The organism is Enterococcus innesii (genome assembly GCF_022846515.1).
Lineage (GTDB): Bacteria > Bacillota > Bacilli > Lactobacillales > Enterococcaceae > Enterococcus_D > Enterococcus_D innesii.
Genome location: NZ_AP025635.1, coordinates 1103078 through 1118530, shown reverse-complemented (window position 1 = coordinate 1118530; position 15453 = coordinate 1103078). Strand labels below are relative to the sequence as shown.

Annotated in this window: 19 protein-coding genes; 9 read left to right on the top strand and 10 right to left on the bottom strand. The window is 44.3% G+C overall.

Features of this window, described 5'->3' with window-relative positions; all coding sequences use genetic code 11:
* Positions 1 to 62 precede the first annotated feature (62 nt).
* Together ENLAB_RS05115 and nrdI are read right to left on the bottom strand one after the other, a co-directional pair.
* Positions 63 to 1712 carry a MutS-related protein gene (locus tag ENLAB_RS05115; RefSeq protein WP_244352918.1) on the bottom strand — a complete coding sequence of 550 codons (1650 nt, stop codon included), beginning with the start codon at positions 1710 to 1712 and terminating at the stop codon, positions 63 to 65.
* A gap of 41 nt (positions 1713 to 1753) precedes the next feature.
* Positions 1754 to 2203 (bottom strand): class Ib ribonucleoside-diphosphate reductase assembly flavoprotein NrdI, encoded by a 450-nt coding sequence (gene nrdI / locus ENLAB_RS05110; protein WP_005228511.1) that lies wholly within the window; start codon positions 2201 to 2203, stop codon positions 1754 to 1756.
* 135 nt (positions 2204 to 2338) lie between these two features.
* On the opposite strand from nrdI, the gene gloA2 reads away from it, so the two are divergent.
* The gene (gloA2, locus tag ENLAB_RS05105) at positions 2339 to 2716 is read left to right on the top strand and encodes an SMU1112c/YaeR family gloxylase I-like metalloprotein (protein WP_086291839.1); all 378 of its coding nucleotides are present in this window, start codon (positions 2339 to 2341) and stop codon (positions 2714 to 2716) included.
* Between the two features lie 94 nt (positions 2717 to 2810).
* Positions 2811 to 3377, top strand: a complete 567-nt coding sequence (locus ENLAB_RS05100) for a GNAT family N-acetyltransferase (RefSeq protein ID WP_005234129.1) — start codon at positions 2811 to 2813, stop codon at positions 3375 to 3377.
* 4 nt (positions 3378 to 3381) lie between these two features.
* On the opposite strand, the gene ENLAB_RS05095 is transcribed toward ENLAB_RS05100, so the two are convergent.
* Positions 3382 to 3903, bottom strand: coding sequence for an LURP-one-related/scramblase family protein (locus ENLAB_RS05095; RefSeq protein ID WP_077451944.1), 522 nt, complete (start codon positions 3901 to 3903; stop codon positions 3382 to 3384).
* Between the two features lie 39 nt (positions 3904 to 3942).
* Positions 3943 to 4812 carry a Cof-type HAD-IIB family hydrolase gene (locus tag ENLAB_RS05090; protein WP_077451942.1) on the bottom strand — a complete coding sequence of 290 codons (870 nt, stop codon included), beginning with the start codon at positions 4810 to 4812 and terminating at the stop codon, positions 3943 to 3945.
* 132 nt (positions 4813 to 4944) lie between these two features.
* Between ENLAB_RS05090 and ENLAB_RS05085 the strand changes: the two genes are divergently transcribed.
* The 5 genes from ENLAB_RS05085 (at position 4945) to ENLAB_RS05065 (ending at position 8496) form a co-directional block, all read left to right on the top strand.
* Positions 4945 to 5634 carry a uracil-DNA glycosylase gene (locus ENLAB_RS05085; RefSeq protein WP_077451940.1) on the top strand — a complete coding sequence of 230 codons (690 nt, stop codon included), beginning with the start codon at positions 4945 to 4947 and terminating at the stop codon, positions 5632 to 5634.
* A gap of 141 nt (positions 5635 to 5775) precedes the next feature.
* Positions 5776 to 6759, top strand: coding sequence for a phosphate acetyltransferase (pta, locus tag ENLAB_RS05080; RefSeq protein ID WP_008380699.1), 984 nt, complete (start codon positions 5776 to 5778; stop codon positions 6757 to 6759).
* Positions 6760 to 6973: 214 nt separating this feature from the next.
* Positions 6974 to 7447: a tRNA (adenosine(37)-N6)-threonylcarbamoyltransferase complex ATPase subunit type 1 TsaE gene (tsaE, locus tag ENLAB_RS05075; RefSeq protein ID WP_244352916.1), complete on the top strand. Its 474-nt coding sequence runs from the start codon at positions 6974 to 6976 to the stop codon at positions 7445 to 7447.
* Positions 7440 to 7964, top strand: a complete 525-nt coding sequence (locus tag ENLAB_RS05070) for a GNAT family N-acetyltransferase (RefSeq protein ID WP_244352914.1) — start codon at positions 7440 to 7442, stop codon at positions 7962 to 7964. The genes tsaE and ENLAB_RS05070 overlap by 8 nt, the downstream gene beginning before the upstream one ends.
* Positions 7965 to 7980: 16 nt before the next feature.
* Positions 7981 to 8496 carry a GNAT family N-acetyltransferase gene (locus ENLAB_RS05065; RefSeq protein ID WP_244352912.1) on the top strand — a complete coding sequence of 172 codons (516 nt, stop codon included), beginning with the start codon at positions 7981 to 7983 and terminating at the stop codon, positions 8494 to 8496.
* A gap of 75 nt (positions 8497 to 8571) precedes the next feature.
* On the opposite strand, the gene ENLAB_RS05060 is transcribed toward ENLAB_RS05065, so the two are convergent.
* On the bottom strand, positions 8572 to 9105 hold the full coding sequence (locus ENLAB_RS05060; protein WP_010749886.1) for a 3'-5' exonuclease: 534 nt from the start codon (positions 9103 to 9105) through the stop codon (positions 8572 to 8574).
* A gap of 84 nt (positions 9106 to 9189) precedes the next feature.
* On the bottom strand, positions 9190 to 9942 hold the full coding sequence (locus tag ENLAB_RS05055; protein ID WP_244352909.1) for an exodeoxyribonuclease III: 753 nt from the start codon (positions 9940 to 9942) through the stop codon (positions 9190 to 9192).
* A gap of 222 nt (positions 9943 to 10164) precedes the next feature.
* Here ENLAB_RS05055 and murB point away from each other — a divergent pair, with 222 nt between their 5' ends.
* Together murB and ENLAB_RS05045 are read left to right on the top strand one after the other, a co-directional pair.
* Positions 10165 to 11049 carry a UDP-N-acetylmuramate dehydrogenase gene (murB, locus tag ENLAB_RS05050; RefSeq protein ID WP_370447898.1) on the top strand — a complete coding sequence of 295 codons (885 nt, stop codon included), beginning with the start codon at positions 10165 to 10167 and terminating at the stop codon, positions 11047 to 11049.
* A 116-nt stretch (positions 11050 to 11165) separates the two neighbouring features.
* The gene (locus tag ENLAB_RS05045; RefSeq protein ID WP_244352907.1) at positions 11166 to 12383 is read left to right on the top strand and encodes a hypothetical protein; all 1218 of its coding nucleotides are present in this window, start codon (positions 11166 to 11168) and stop codon (positions 12381 to 12383) included.
* Positions 12384 to 12449: 66 nt separating this feature from the next.
* Here the strand turns inward: ENLAB_RS05045 and ENLAB_RS05040 are convergent, their stop codons facing one another.
* From ENLAB_RS05040 to ENLAB_RS05025, 4 genes are read right to left on the bottom strand one after another with little or no spacing between them, the layout of a single operon-like run.
* Complete coding sequence (locus ENLAB_RS05040; protein ID WP_005228527.1) at positions 12450 to 13094, bottom strand: ECF transporter S component; 645 nt, start codon at positions 13092 to 13094, stop codon at positions 12450 to 12452.
* Between the two features lie 2 nt (positions 13095 to 13096).
* A complete protein-coding gene (coaC, locus tag ENLAB_RS05035; protein WP_005228528.1) occupies positions 13097 to 13654 on the bottom strand; it encodes a phosphopantothenoylcysteine decarboxylase in 558 nt (185 codons plus the stop codon).
* A 32-nt stretch (positions 13655 to 13686) separates the two neighbouring features.
* Positions 13687 to 14436, bottom strand: a complete 750-nt coding sequence (gene coaB / locus ENLAB_RS05030; protein WP_244352905.1) for a phosphopantothenate--cysteine ligase — start codon at positions 14434 to 14436, stop codon at positions 13687 to 13689.
* Positions 14433 to 15422 carry an acrylyl-CoA reductase family protein gene (locus ENLAB_RS05025; protein ID WP_244352903.1) on the bottom strand — a complete coding sequence of 330 codons (990 nt, stop codon included), beginning with the start codon at positions 15420 to 15422 and terminating at the stop codon, positions 14433 to 14435. The genes coaB and ENLAB_RS05025 overlap by 4 nt, the downstream gene beginning before the upstream one ends.
* Between the last annotated feature and the right edge of the window lie 31 nt (positions 15423 to 15453).

Sequence of the window (15453 nt, the reverse complement as noted above, 5' to 3'; positions counted from 1 at the left end):
ACATAAAATAGCGCCTTATCCTGTGACTGACACTGGGATAAGGCGCTTTTGTTTGTGTGAAGTTATAATTCCTGCCATTTACGATTTTGATCAAAATCATTGGCGGCGTAGTAGGCGTCTTGAACGATCGTTTCAGGGTAGCCCATGACTTTTAAGAGGGCGATCGCGTTGCGGCTCAAGGCAGGACCGGATTTGACCTTATAATCAAAGGAGATGCCGTCATCTTCCGTGACTTGTTCAGAAAAATGAATGTTGCGGCAATCATTTTTCAAAATTTCAGTCAGCTCAATATCATGAGTAGCGACAAAGGCCAATGATGGGTAGGCTCGCAACCAATGGATGATGCTGGCAGAAGAAGCGATTCGTTCCACCGTATTGGTTCCTTTTAAAATCTCATCAACAAAACAGTAGCAGCGCTGTTTCGTGGCAACGGTATCTAGCAGGCGTTTGATGGATTTGATCTCCGCCACGAAATAGCTGTCGCCTTCAAATAAATCATCTTCGACAGCCATCGAGGTAATAACGTGACCAGGAACCATCGTAAAGGTTTCAGCTACTGCTGTCTGGATCGTTTGTGCCAAAATACAGTTGATGGCGACACTTTTGACATACGTCGATTTGCCTGAGGCATTGGAGCCAGTTACAAGGGTATTGTGGGTCCAAGTGACATCATTCATGACTGCTTCACTCAGAAGGGGATGATACGTACCCGTTGCTTCTACACCTCCGCTTGTTTGGAAGGTCGGTAGGCAAGTGATGGGCATATACGTGCGAAAATTTAAAATGGCAGCTGCGACTTCCAATTTTCCCAGCAAATTCCACAGATCGATGGCTGCTTGTTGGTGTTTGGACAGAGTAGTGGTGACCGTTTGATAGGAAATAAACGGCAGCATAAAAATGATATTGATGTATTCAAACAACATGTCTCCTTCGCTGCCGTTTTTGGCACGAAACGAGAAAGCGAAACGAGTAATCTTCTTTAATGGTGCCAAGGATTGTTTGATCTCATCTTGGAGGGGTGTGTTGATTTTAGCAATCTGACTGCCACAGGCAATCGTTTGAACCAAATAACGCATACTGTTCAGTTCTGTTTCCAGCTTGGCTTTTTTGATGGAGTAATAGATCGTATTGAAAACGACACTAACCAACGTCAACAGGATGCCTTGGACAAACCCCAGCAGGAGCAGCAAGATGCCGACTAACGGCAGCAAACCTAAAAAGACAAAGAAAGGCAGAGAACCGATGGATTGCGCCGCTTCATTGGCCAAGTAGGCTTTCGAAAAATTATCATCTTGTTTTCCTAAACGAGCAAACGTATATTGGGATTGTTCGCGTGCGGCACTGTCAGCAGCAAAAAAGTCGATCAATTTGGTCAGCTGTTTGTCCGTTTTGAAACGAAAATTGCGTAACTGCTGATACAACGCTTCTGAACCGACACTGGAAAACGTCAGATTAATGGACTCAAACAACGAAAAGCCATCCAAGTCATACCAAGTGATGTCATCGACCTCACTATCAAAATCGTGAAACTTCTTCTCAGTCAGCCAAGCCTTTTTCAAACTCGCTTCTTTATCAAAGCGGGGCTGGCGGGGAAGCTTTCCCCAAGCAAGCCGAACGTAACGGCGTACTTTGTATCGATTCCAGATATCTAGTGCGGTCAAGATGAGAATGCTGGCGAGTATGATCAAAATGACCATCGTTTGTGGTTCCATATGCAAAAGTCCTCCTAATGGCTAATGAATGCTGGCTAAAGCTAAGTGTTGCTGTGGGCAGGATCGATTTCTTTTAAACAAGCATAGATCCGTTCAATATCTTGGGTCGTGCCTCGCAGCTCGAAATCTGCTAAGAACGGAATCGAAAATTGTTCCGCATATTGCTTTGCGGTCAAGCAATATTGATAATTAAAGTTTTTGTTGCCGCTGCCGATCACGCCCAAGCAAAGAGCGGCGTTGTTTTCATAGTCAATGTATTCCCGCATGGTTTCTGTGAGGATCTCCTGATCGCCGTTATCGACGCCATTTCCACCTTCTAAATAGGTAGGGACAAAAACCACATAAGGTTCGTCTTCTTGTTCAAAGACACTATTGTCATGAATTTCCTTGGCTTCCCAAGTGCTCGGTGTGTCTTGCTGATCTGCATAGGCCAACAAGCGGTTGACGAATGCACGGGTATTTCCAGAGATTGAAATATAGAGTAGTTTCATTTTTTCATCACCTTCCGCTTTCTAGTATAACAGAAACCATTTATGAAAAGAGGAGAACTTCGGCAGTCTTTTCTAGTAAAATGCAGCCAAAGGCTTTAAACTGAGAGAGGAGTCCAATACAAAGGAGTGGCAATAATGTTTTCAAAAATGCATCATGTGGCGATCATCGCCAGTGATTACCAGCAGACCAAAGAATTTTATGTAGAGAAATTAGGCTTTGAAGTGATTCGTGAACACGCACGCCCAGAAAAGAAAGATGTAAAAATCGACTTGCGCTTTGGGGAATCAGAAATAGAACTGTTTGTGGTGGAAAACCCACCAACACGACCAAGTTTTCCCGAAGCAGCCGGCCTGCGGCATTTGGCATTTGCGGTGGAAAATATTGAAGCAGTCGTAGCGGAGTTAGCCGCTAAAGGGATTGTGTGCGAACCGATTCGTTTTGATACCTTTACCAATAAGAAAATGACTTTTTTCCAAGATCCAGACGGCTTGCCCTTGGAATTGCATGAATAAATAGAGGGAACTTCAGGTAGGACATTTTTTTGATTCAACTTGGTTTTTCTTAAAAGAATTGTTATTCTATGTATAGAAGCAAGGAGGAAAAAACGTGATAAGATTTGCAAAAGAAGAAGATCGTTTTGTCATGGCTGAACTCGTTTTAGTCATTTTAAAGGACATGGAATTGCCGTTTGTCAAAGAGATCGGAGAAGCCAAGACCTTAGAGATCTTGGCAGATGCCATGCTAGAACCCGATTATCGTTACGGCTTTCGCCGTGCACTAGTCAATGAGATCGACGGGGAAGTTGCTGGGGTCGCCTTTGGATACCCAGACAAAGAAGAGGCGACGATCGATCAGCCTCTAGATAAAGTGCTGGAACAGTACGGTTTGAGTAAAGACATGAAGCTGTTTATCGATGAAGAGACTTTACCAAATGAATGGTACTTAGATACCATTTGTGTGGCTGAGAAATTTCGGGGCAAAGGTGTCGGCTCAGCCTTATTAGAAGCATTGCCAAAAATTGCTTCTAGAGATGGCTATGAGGTGATCGGCTTGAGTGTTGACCGAGCAAATCCCCATGCGAAGCGGCTCTATGAAAAGCACGGCTTTGAAGTCGTGGCCCAAAGAGAGATCAGTGGCCATCTTTACGACCATATGCAAAAAAGAACCAGCTGATTTTTCAGCTGGTTCCATTTGTTAGTCGAAGCTCAAGAGGGTGGTCTTTTTTGCGGTGCCGATTGTACAGCCAGTAATCCATGACGGCCGCAATACAGATGCAGACCGGCGCATCCCGGTCATCGACAACATCCAGTACATAATAATCCCCCGTCAACAAGGTCGCTTTGTTCATCTCCATAATCTTTTTATTGAAATGATGGATCCCATAGCGATGATTGTAGATATCGCCGTGGACTGCCCAGTGAAGCTGTTGGATATAGTAGAAATCACCTGGCCAGTTAAAGATTTTTTGCAGTGTACCGACTTTCTCAAAGTCTTTGTAGATCTCAAAGCGTGTACCAAAAGTAAAGCTGATTTGTTTGATACTAGCGACCATTTGCCCATTTAAACGGTAAAGGGAGAGGGCATCGCCCTTTGTTCCCCAACGTCCCACCATCAAAAATAGTGATTTGCCTGTTTCATCTTTGACAATGGTTCGTGTGACTCTGCTAAGTTGCCTATCTTGGATGAAAAATTCTGACATACTTACGCCTCCTCATGTATCCCCAAAAAGCTGCGTGGTTTAAAGATTTTCATCAATTGCCCGAACGATTGCTTTGCCGACACCAGCCTCAATATTGGTGTCCGTCAAATACTTCGCGGCTTCTTTTACCTCTAACTCGCCATTTCCCATTGCAAAACTAACGCCTGCCAGTTGCAGCATACTTACGTCATTTAAGTTGTCACCGATCGTCATCACTTCCGCCAGTGAGATCATCCGATCTTTGGCGACATGTGCCACTGCGATTCCTTTTTGCGCGTTTCGGTGGTTGATCTCAATATTGTTTTGTCCAGAAGAAGTCACCACTAGATCGCCGTACCCATCGATGATTTTCGTGATAGGACCCAATACCCGGGCACCGTCTTGGTGGAAGCAGATCACTTTCAAAAATTCTAATTCTTCGATCGAAAACAACTCACTGAAATCATCGACATAATTGATCGGTAAAAATTCTAAACGGGCTGCTGTCATAGCAATCGCCATCTTATGAGTGAGATGGGGCATTGCTTCTGCCGTATGGATCGCAAAATTTTCGATCCGACGTGTCTGACTTTCCGAATAGATCCCATTGCTCGTTGAGATCTCAAAATAGATGTCGTTTTCTTTTAGTAGGTCGATCAACGAACGAGTTTGTTCATGGCTGATCGGCACAGTAAATAATGAATTACCCGCTTCGTCATAGACTTGGGCCCCATTCAAGGTGATCATTGCACAGTCGATCCCGGCTTCTTGCAGCGGCGGCAATGCCTCTTTACGGTTACGGCCAGTTGCGACCATAAATTCGATTCCTTTGGATTGGGCATATTTGATTGCTTGGATATTTTCTTCTGAAATCTGCATACTGGCATTTAAAAGCGTACCATCCATATCAGAAGCAATTAATTTGATCATTGTCAGCGTCCTTTCTTAATCGTTTCTACAATTAGTGTACCATAAATCACGGATTTTTTTTCTTTCGAAGAGTAATTCTTGTTTCTAAGGAGAGGGATTTGTTATCCTAGAAGAAAACAAAGGAGATTCGCCATGAAACGACTATTGGACAATGATTGGCAAGAACAATTGCAAGAATCATTTGAGCAACCCTATTACCAACAACTACGGGCTTTCTTGAAACAAGAATATGCCCAGCAAACGATCCATCCAGCGATGGATCATATTTATGAAGCACTTAAACTGACGCCATACCATGACGTAAAGGTCGTCATCTTAGGTCAAGATCCTTATCATGGCCCGCACCAAGCCCACGGACTGTCGTTTTCCGTGCAGCCGGGGGTCAAAATACCGCCTTCCTTACGCAATATTTACAAGGAATTAGCCGATGACTTAGGGATTGCACCTGTGTCCCATGGCTATCTTGTGCCATGGGCGCAACAAGGGGTCTTATTGTTGAATACCGTATTGACGGTACGTGAAGGGCAAGCCTATTCACATCATGGACGTGGCTGGGAGCAGCTGACAGATACGATTATCGAAAAATTGAATCAACGAGAAGAACCGGTCATTTTTGTACTTTGGGGCAAACCCGCCCAAAAAAAAGCCGCTTTGTTAGATACCAGCAAGCATATTATTATAACAGCGCCTCATCCAAGTCCGTTATCAGCGCATCGAGGATTCTTTGGTTCGAAGCCTTTTTCTAAGATCAATCAAGCATTGCTGGCGTTAGGGGAAGAACCGATTTCCTGGGCGTTGCCAGAAAAAATAACACAGTTGTAAAACTGTGTTATTTAGAATGAGTGAATTTGTGAAAAAGGTAACGATATTTAAAATAATCGACTAATACAGGATTTTTATCTGTTCTTTTTTTCGCAGTTATTGTACAATGGAAGGGTATAAAAAAACTGGAGGTCTTTACCCGTGGAATTATTCGAAAGTTTAAAATTTAAAATCGTGCGTCGTCATATCAAAATCGTTTTTCCAGAAGCAACAGATCCTCGTATCCTAGGTGCTGCTAGCCGTTTACGTTCAGAAGAATTGATTGAACCCGTTTTGATCGGTAACCCGGTTGAAATCGAAAAAGCAGCAGAAGCTCGCGGAATCAACGTATCAAACTTTGAAATTTTAGATCCTGAAAATTATGATCGTTGGGATGAAATGGTTGAAGCTTTTGTGGAACGCCGCAACGGCAAAGCAACGAAAGAACAAGCAGAAGAAATCTTAAAAGATGTCAACTATTTCGGTACGATGTTGACTTACATGGGCATTACTGAAGGAATGGTTTCAGGAGCGATCCATTCTACGGGTGATACAGTAAGACCCGCTTTACAAATCATCAAAACAAAACCAGGTGTGAGCCGTACAAGTGGTGCTTTCTTAATGGTTCGTGGTCGTGACCAAGAAAAATACTTGTTCTCAGACTGTGCCATCAATGTAAACCCAAATGCACAAGAATTAGCAGAAATCGCTGTTGACTCAGCGAAAACCGCTGAATTATTTGAAATCGATCCAAAAGTTGCTATGTTAAGCTTCTCAACGAAAGGTTCTGCGAAAGCACCAGAAGTAGATAAAGTCGTTGAAGCAACAAAAATCGCCAAAGAATTGGCACCAGAATACCAAATCGATGGAGAATTGCAATTCGATGCTGCGTATATCTCAGCAGTTGCGCAATTGAAAGCTCCTGAATCTGAAGTAGCTGGTAAAGCAACCGTCTTTGTTTTCCCAGATTTACAATCAGGAAACATTGGTTACAAGATCGCCCAACGTTTCGGTAACTTTGAAGCGATTGGACCAATCTTGCAAGGATTGAACAAACCAATCTCTGATTTGTCTCGTGGTTCAAATGAAGAAGATGTCTACAAATTATCAATCATTACTGCGGCACAAACACTAATGGAAAAATAAGCAGCCAATCGCTGCACTGATGAAAAACTGATCCCTTGAGGGTCAGTTTTTTGTTTTGCTCTTGGAAAGTTGAGGGCAGCAAAGGAGGAAGTGAGCGCAAAAGAAACGATCCAGTGATCGTCGGGAAATTTTCCCTAAGCTCCTTCTTTACAATTCCTTGAAAAACAGGCTATACTAGCAACTAGTAAATTAGATTGATCAAAGGATGGGGACTATGTTTACCATTAACGACTTAGAAGCAACCGCAGCATTTGCAAAAATCATTGGAGAGGTAGCCGCGCCAGGGGATAATCTGGTATTGACGGGCGACTTAGGTGCTGGCAAAACAACCTTGACGAAAGGCATCGCCTTGGGGCTAGGAATCGAGCAACTGATCAAAAGTCCGACCTATACGATCATTCGTGAATATACCAATGGGCGGATGCCCCTGTACCATATGGATGTCTATCGGGTGGAATACGATGCAGAAGATTTAGGACTGGATGATTATTTCGAAGGGGATGGCTTGTGTGTGATCGAGTGGGGCAATCTCTTAGAAGCCTCCCTGCCAGAGGATTATTTAGAACTGATTTTGGAAAAAGATGATACAGATGAACAAAAACGTCTTGTGAAATGTCATGCATATGGCACCAAAGCAACCGCCTTTTTGCAACGGATCACAACAAAATGGCAGGCAACCCATGAGTGAGATCCAATTACAGATCAAAGAAGCCACTGGTGCTGATGCCAAAGCCGTGTTAGCAGTCAGTCAAAAGCTAGGAGAAGAAACGGATTTTCTTTTAATGGACGAAAGTGGCTTGGCGTTGCCAGAAGCCTTATTGGCAGAACAGCTGGATGCTATCTATGAACGGGACGACTATTTGCTGTTGCTGGCATTTGATCAAGAACAGTTGATCGCCATGGCATCAGTCAAAGGCAACGAAGAGTGGCAATTAGCCCATGTCGGGGAGATCGGTATCTCGATTTTAAAAGACTATTGGGGCTTGGGCTTAGGTTCGCTCCTGATTGAAGAATTACTGGACTGGGTAGTAGAAGTTGGCGAATTGACCCGCATCGAGTTGACCGTCCAAGCGAGAAATCTACGAGCGATCCATCTGTATCAAAAATTTGGTTTTTTAACAGAAGGCTGCATGAAAGAAGCGGTGCAAACCCGCGAGGGGCAAAAAGTTGACGTCTTGATGATGGCACGTCTTTTTGAATCATAAAAAAGGAGTGAAGGAAATGGAGTTTCGGGAACCGACGATCGCAGACTGCGATCAAATCGAAGCGTATCGGCAAGCGTTTGAGAAGAATCAAGAAGTCATCCATGGTGGGGCAGGACTTGTAGAAAGTCCGACAGTCAAAGACTGGCTAGAGGGATTGGCGGATTTTAAAACAGCAGAAACGGTACCAGAAGGATTCGTCCCCGCCCGTACCTATCTGGCTATCCAAGATCAAAAAGTGGTCGGTCTCTTGAATCTGCGTCTGACACTTAATGCGTATTTGCGCCAAATTGGCGGACACATCGGGTATTCGGTGCACCCAGATCATCGAAAGCAAGGCATCGGCTCGGCAATGCTGGCACAGTCATTGGTAAAGGCCAAACAATTTGGCTTGAAAAACGTGTTAGTAACCTGTGAAGAAGCCAATCGCGCCTCCGCCAAAGTCATTGAAAATAACGGCGGTAAACTAACCGAAAAAGCCATTGATCCTGAAGATGGCGCTGTAATCTGTCATTATTGGATCGACCTGACCTGAAATGAATCCTTCCTTAAATGAAAACGTGCGTCCTAAAGTCTAGCGCAATGCTGACTTTAGGACGCACGTTCTTATTTATTTGACTAAAACCAATTTTTTTAATGGATCGATGCCAAATTCTTCTTCTTGACGCAATAAGATTTGGGCACATGCCCGGCTATCTTCCAAGGCATCATGGTGGTTTAGTAAAGGAATCTGCAATTGCTCACAAACCGTATTTAATTTGTGGTTCGTAAATTCTGGATACAGTTTGCGGCTTGTTCGTACCGTGCACAAGGAAAGATAGTTTGGTTGTGACAACCCATAATAGTCAAGACACCCCGCCAAAACGCCGGTATCAAAACCAGCATTATGCGCAACGATCAGACTGTTTAATTGATAATATTGTTGGATTTGTTTCCATACGTCAGGAAACTTAGGCGCTTCTTGCACATCTTCTGGACGAATGCCATGAATTTGAATGTTTTTCCAAAAAAATTCCGTTTCCGGTTGGATCAATGTGTAATATTCGCCCACGATTTTGCTATCTTGTACCATGACTAGTGCAAGGGAACAGGCACTATGCTTTTGATAATTTGCTGTTTCAAAGTCCATTGCGATAAAATTCATCAGACTCACCTCATTGCCATTCTAGCACAAAATCAAAGAATGAAAAGCGAACAAACGTTAAGAAAAACTGAAGTTTTCTTACGGTTATTTGAGATCCAGTTCCACCGGACAATGGTCACTGCCGATGATATCTGTATGGATCTTGGCATCTAGCAAGCGCTCATTTAAGTCATCCGAAACGACAAAGTAATCGATGCGCCAGCCGGCATTGTTTTTGCGAGCGTTGAAACGGTAGCTCCACCAAGAATAAATGCCTTCTGCATCTGGATAGAAATAACGGAACGTATCGGTAAAGCCAGCAGCCAAAAGAGTCGAAAACTTTTCCCGTTCTTCAGGTGTAAACCCAGCATTTTTTTGATTGGTTTTCCAGTTTTTGATATCGATATTCTTATGGGCAACATTCAAATCACCACAGAGAATCACTGGCTTTTGTTGTTTCAATTCAGTCAAGTAAGCCAAAAAGGCATCTTCCCAAGTCATGCGATAATCTAAGCGGCGCAATTCATTTTGGGAATTCGGTGTGTAGCAAGTAATTAAGAAAAATTCAGGATACTCTAGTGTGATGACGCGACCTTCCGTATCGTGTTCTTCGACTCCTAGTCCATAACGGACGGATAGCGCAGGTTCTTTTGCGAAAATCGCCGTGCCAGAATAGCCTTTCTTCTCCGCATAATTCCAGTATTGATGATAGCCTGGTAAATCCAATTCGATCTGACCTTCTTGCAGCTTTGTTTCTTGCAAACAAAAGAAATCAGCATTGAGGGCTTCAAACACTTCAGAAAAATTTTTTTTAACGATGGCCCGTAAACCATTGACATTCCAAGAAATAAATTTCATTGAGACTCCTCCTTATTTTCCACTACGCCTCCCATTTTACCTAAAAAAGCCAGAAGCGCAAAGCAAGTGAGCGGAATGAGGAAAACAAGGAGGAATGCTTGCCTTCAAGAGGGGGGATTGGTTGAAGATCCTATTCACCAGAGGTAGCAACTTTTCCTTGAACATGCTAAAATAAGTGAGATGTTTATTGTGAAAGGAAACCTTCTCGTGAATAAAGACTTGATGATTGCGCAATTCCCTGAAATTGCCTTATTAAAAGATGAACCCTTATTGAACTATACGTATACAAAAACTGGTGGACCGGCAGACATTTTGGCTTTTCCAAAAACAGCGGAAGAGGCTAAACAGCTGCTTGATTATTGCCGAGAACAAGCGATTCCTTGGATCGTCTTAGGAAATGCCAGCAACTTGATCGTCCGTGATGGTGGTATTCGTGGCGTGGTGATCATGCTATCAGAAATGAACCAAATCGTGGTGGACGGCACTTCTTTGATCGTCGATGCTGGAGCAAAGTTGATCGATACCACCTATGTCGCTTTGCATGAATCGTTGACTGGTTTTGAATTTGCCTGCGGGATTCCCGGCAGTGTCGGCGGTGCCGTCTTTATGAATGCAGGCGCCTATGATGGCGAGATCCAAGATGTCTTTGCGTCATGCGACGTTTTGCTGGCTAATGGTCAAATCGTGACTTATACCAAGGAAGAAATGGAATTTGCTTATCGTCATAGCAAATTGCAAGAGCAAAAGATGATTATTTTGAGCAGTCGCTTTGATTTAGCAAAAGGCGATCAAGAACAAATCAAAAAGCGGATGGATGAACTGACAGAATTGCGGCAATTGAAGCAACCGCTAGAATACCCCTCATGTGGGAGTGTCTTCAAACGCCCAGTCGGTCATTTTACCGGCAAGCTGATCCAAGATGCAGGCTTACAAGGATTGAAATGGGGCGGAGCCCAAATTTCGGAAAAACATGCGGGCTTTATCGTGAATGTCGATCAAGCAACAGCCACGGATTACGTTGAACTGATCGCTCATATCCAACAAGTCATCAAAGAAACCTTTGATGTCACCTTAGAAACAGAAGTCCGAATCATCGGCGAAGAATAGATTAGCGAAAAGATTGTCCCGAGGGGCAATCTTTTTTTCATGAGAGCTAATAAAAAGAGCTTAGGATTGTAAGCTTTCGCAGTCTTCGGTACAATAAACGAAAAGGAGTGAGCAGGATGAAAAAGTGGGGACGCGTCATTTTGTTTGTTGGGTTCGCCTTTCTTTTCGGTGGTTGTACGAAATTACCGCAAGAACAGTTTGCCGAACAGTTGACGAATCAGCAAGCAACGAATGCTGGTGAATTCCAAGCGACGATCGATACCTTTGAGATAGGCAATAGCAGCGAATACGGTCAAGAAGCCGATAGGTACGCCTCTATGTTGATGTCACAGTTAGTCGGCTCGTCATTTAAAGGGGACTTCGTCCAAGACAAAGAAACCAAAGCGATTTTACTCAACCTGGCAGTCGCTTTTGGGGGGCAGGAGCTGCCGATCAAGCTGATCGTCGATCCAGAAAAACAAGAAGCATATGTGTCAGCTGAAATCTATGAAACACTGCAAGGGTATATCAGCGCATTTGGTGATGACAGTTATGGAACAAAACCAGACGCTGGGGAATATGAGGGCAAATACCTGCGCATCGATCAAGAAACCTTAGATTCTTACTTTGGCGAAGGAACTTTTGCAGAGGACGACGAGGGGACGACCGAAGCAGAAAAAGAGCCTGAAAACCTCTTTACCATGAACAGTCTTTTTCATAATGAGACATTTGCAGACTATTTGAAAACCTTTGAACCGGATGCTTTCAAAAGAGATGGAGATACGATCAGCCACACGTTTACCAAAGAAGAATTGGCAGATTATGCAGATTATGCCCAAGAACACGGCGCCGATCAAAAGCAAGTCGCCGAATTAGAAACGATGTTGGAAGAAGTCGAGCAGTTTGACTTAACCATGACCGTCAATACGAAAACAAATCAGCAGAAAATGGCTTTTCACTTCGTGCAAGCGGATGAGCTGCAAACCACTATCGGAGCCACGGTGACTTTTACAGGGAAGAAAAGTGATACTGCTGTTGCAATCCCTACAGCGGAAGAATTGATTGACCCAGAAGAATTGTTTTCTCCCTATGATTATGGTTGGGATGACAGCTATGACGATGGGTATGAAAATGATTATGATGATGAGTACTGGGATAGCTATGATGAAACCGATGATTGGTCTTCTTATATGCTGACGGATGAGGAGTTTGAAGAACTGCTGCTGCAAATCAAGCAAGAGCTGCCTTATTTGACCCAAGCAGATATCGATGATTATCTGACATTTTATGAAGAGTATTTGACCCAAGAGCAGTATCAAGAGCTTGTCGAAGCACTCCAAGTGCGAAGTCTATGAGTCACTCAAAAGGGAAGCGACCGCCTAAGTTAGCTAAAAAGCTAACTTTGGGCGGTCGCTATTTTTTTAGATACGATTTTTTTTGCGGTTCATGACTAAGCGCAAAAGGACGGTTCCAACTGCCATCGTGGCGATTCCCGCTACAATGGCTTCAGGTACACCTTGGGCGAAGATTACACCCAAAATCGCTGCATAGACAGCATTGCCAGCTTTCCCCACAACCTCCGCATATTCTTGCTGGAACAAGAAGTAGATCAAGTTCATTACCAGGATCGTATTCGTCAAGCCTCCAGCAACACCAGCAATCAGTAGCGAAAGACTTTGCTGTTTGTTTTTCCAGATTTTTTGACAGCCTTTGTACACAAAGTAAGGAACGACACCAATCAAAATACGAGGAATCAACGCTACGAGGATCGCTTTCCAGCTTCCTTGATCACTCCCATAAATCGGTACGAAAGGGGAGAAGACAAAAGAAAGCGGGGTGATGATCCAGGTCGAACGCACCATACTGATGATCCCAAAGGCGCCGCCTAAAAAGCCGCCGATCCGAGGGCCTAATACAATGGAAGCGATGATCACAGGAATGTGCATCGTTGTCGCATTTATTGGTCCTAAGGGAATAAACCCAAGAAAGGGAACCGATGCTAAAAGAATCAAGATTCCTAAAAAGAAAGCTGTTAAGACAAGTTCAAAAGTTGATATTTTTTTCATTGTTAGACACTCCGTACTTCCAAAGCAGTCAATGCTTTTTCAAGAATCGTTTCTGTTGCTGCTAATGCGCCTCTGCCGAAATCACCGCAAGCCAGTAACGCTTCACGGGGTTCAATCTCTTGGAAGCCGACTTCTTTCAAAATCCCCAAATTTCTTTGAACAATCGGGTTTTCGTACATGACGGTATTCATGGCTGGTGCAATCAAACGGGGCACGGATAACGGCAACGCTAAGGCAACTGTTGAGATCAAATCATCGGCTATCCCATGCGCCAGCTTGCCAATACTGTTGGCACTGGCTGGGGCGAGCAAGAAAAGATCGGCTTGTTTGGCTAGTTCAATATGGTTGATCCGATCTGGTTGGCGCTCTTGCATAACATCCACATGGATTGGCCGTTTGGATAATGACTGTAGAGTCAAAGGCGTAATAAATTGTGTGCTATTTTGGGTCATTAAGACATCCACTGCATAGCCCTTTTTGGTTAATTCATTGGTGAGGTCGGCTGCTTTGTATGCAGAGATACTGCCGCTGACGCCAAGCAGAACGTGTTTTTGTTTCATGATTCTTTCTCCTTTTCTAAAAAAACATCTAGCTAAGCACGCAGGTCATTGCGTAATGTGTCAACGATCAAGGTTGCGATCTCAGCTTTTGTGCGACCAGTCCCGATTTGTCCTTCTTGTGTCAAAAGGTGGCCAACATGCTGGTTTCCTGAAATTTGCGTCAAGTCGTTGGCCAACACATAGTCCGCTTGGCTAGCCAGTAAACTTTTTCGTGCGACCGCAAACAACTCGTCTTCTGCGACGTCTACTAATAATTTGAATCCGACTAATAAGGTTGTCGGCTGTAATGCTTTGATGGTTTGGATCACTTTCGGGGTTTTCTTCAGCACTAAAAACAAATGATCAGTATTGGAAGAAACTTTGCCTGCCGTTGCTTCAGATTGTGTGAGCACGTGTGCCATCAATGCCGGAGTGACCTGGTTGTCATAAGTCGGTAGGGCATCGTTGATTGCTTCATAAAAGGCTGCTTCTGAAAAATGAGCAGCAGGGGTAAAATCACTAACTGCCATACTGTGGATCACGGCAGCATACGAATGGGTCGTCAATAAATCGGTCAATTGCGCCAACAAGTCCGTGGTCCCTTCAATGAAATGACAGGTAACGCGTGGATCGGTCGGCGGTTGTTTGGCAGTTTTCGTCGTAACGTAATCGATGGCCACCTCAGGGTATTGCAGCCATTCCTTGGCAATGGCTTGACCAAGTGAGCCCGTGGAATGATTCGTGATTGCACGGACATCATCGATTTTTTCGGAAGTACCGCCAGCCGTAATCAAAATTCTCATTGCGCTTGTGACACCTCAACGATCGTCCGTCCTTGGTGCGTACCAGCTAATAAAGCTGCCAACGTTTCTGGCAAGTCTTCCAAAGTGATGGCTTTCGTGTAAAGCTGATCGATCACATTCCACTCACCCGCTAATTTCTCCCATAATGCCGAGCGGATCTCATGGGAAACATTGACCGAATCGATCCCAATTACGCGAATCCCACGCAAAATAAATGGTAAGACAGTCGTTTCGATTTTGATCCCACCAGCATTGCCGCATAAGAAGGCACCGCCTCCATAAGCGATTTGCGGAAGCACTGCCGCAAGCAATGGACCGCCAACTGTATCGATGACCGCTGCAAACGATTGTTTTGCTAATGGTTTGACCTTTTCGGGTACCACTTCATCAGGACTGACGATTTTTGCTGCGCCTAGGTCCAACAACCACTGCGCATCGGTTTTCCGAGATAGCGCCACTATATTTGTATAGCCCAGTTTTTTCAATAAAGCAATGCTGACACTGCCAACGCCACCGCTCGCACCTGTCACCAAAATAGCAGCGTCTTTTGCTAAGTGCAGCTGCTCTAATTCTTGCACCGCTAAAGCTGCTGTAAATCCAGCCGTGCCATAGGTCATACTGTCTTTCGCTGAAAAACCAGCAGAACGTTTCACGAGCCACTCGGCTGGGACCCGTTGAAATTGACTGTAACCGCCTGGGTGAGAAACCCCTAAGCCATAGCCAGTCACTAAGACTTGGTCGCCTGGGGCAAAATCAGCAGACTGACTGTCCACGACTTCCCCTGCTAAATCGATTCCCGGCGTCATCGGATACGTGCGGATCACCCCGCCATTTTCTTTTGCTGCCAAGGCATCTTTGTAATTGACATCTGAGTAATCAACCCGGACAAGCACATCGCCTGCTAGCAGCTCGTCAAGGGTTGCAGTTGTGAGTGAAGCAGTAAAATTTGGTTCATTCATGACACGAAAGGTAGAGAAATTCGTCATTTCAGACACTCCTTTGATGGTTTGTACTCAT

Coding starts and splice junctions, on each gene's coding strand:
- ENLAB_RS05060 (WP_010749886.1), bottom strand. CDS start 9,105: ATGAATTTTATCGCAATGGACTTTGAAACAGCAAATTATCAAAAGCAT.
- ENLAB_RS05055 (WP_244352909.1), bottom strand. CDS start 9,942: ATGAAATTTATTTCTTGGAATGTCAATGGTTTACGGGCCATCGTTAAA.
- ENLAB_RS05070 (WP_244352914.1), top strand. CDS start 7,440: ATGAGTGAGATCCAATTACAGATCAAAGAAGCCACTGGTGCTGATGCC.
- nrdI (WP_005228511.1), bottom strand. CDS start 2,203: ATGAAACTACTCTATATTTCAATCTCTGGAAATACCCGTGCATTCGTC.
- coaC (WP_005228528.1), bottom strand. CDS start 13,654: ATGAAACAAAAACACGTTCTGCTTGGCGTCAGCGGCAGTATCTCTGCA.
- gloA2 (WP_086291839.1), top strand. CDS start 2,339: ATGTTTTCAAAAATGCATCATGTGGCGATCATCGCCAGTGATTACCAG.
- tsaE (WP_244352916.1), top strand. CDS start 6,974: ATGTTTACCATTAACGACTTAGAAGCAACCGCAGCATTTGCAAAAATC.
- ENLAB_RS05045 (WP_244352907.1), top strand. CDS start 11,166: ATGAAAAAGTGGGGACGCGTCATTTTGTTTGTTGGGTTCGCCTTTCTT.
- ENLAB_RS05095 (WP_077451944.1), bottom strand. CDS start 3,903: ATGTCAGAATTTTTCATCCAAGATAGGCAACTTAGCAGAGTCACACGA.
- ENLAB_RS05090 (WP_077451942.1), bottom strand. CDS start 4,812: ATGATCAAATTAATTGCTTCTGATATGGATGGTACGCTTTTAAATGCC.
- ENLAB_RS05040 (WP_005228527.1), bottom strand. CDS start 13,094: ATGAAAAAAATATCAACTTTTGAACTTGTCTTAACAGCTTTCTTTTTA.
- coaB (WP_244352905.1), bottom strand. CDS start 14,436: ATGAGAATTTTGATTACGGCTGGCGGTACTTCCGAAAAAATCGATGAT.
- ENLAB_RS05085 (WP_077451940.1), top strand. CDS start 4,945: ATGAAACGACTATTGGACAATGATTGGCAAGAACAATTGCAAGAATCA.
- murB (WP_370447898.1), top strand. CDS start 10,165: ATGATTGCGCAATTCCCTGAAATTGCCTTATTAAAAGATGAACCCTTA.
- ENLAB_RS05025 (WP_244352903.1), bottom strand. CDS start 15,422: ATGACGAATTTCTCTACCTTTCGTGTCATGAATGAACCAAATTTTACT.
- ENLAB_RS05065 (WP_244352912.1), top strand. CDS start 7,981: ATGGAGTTTCGGGAACCGACGATCGCAGACTGCGATCAAATCGAAGCG.
- ENLAB_RS05115 (WP_244352918.1), bottom strand. CDS start 1,712: ATGGAACCACAAACGATGGTCATTTTGATCATACTCGCCAGCATTCTC.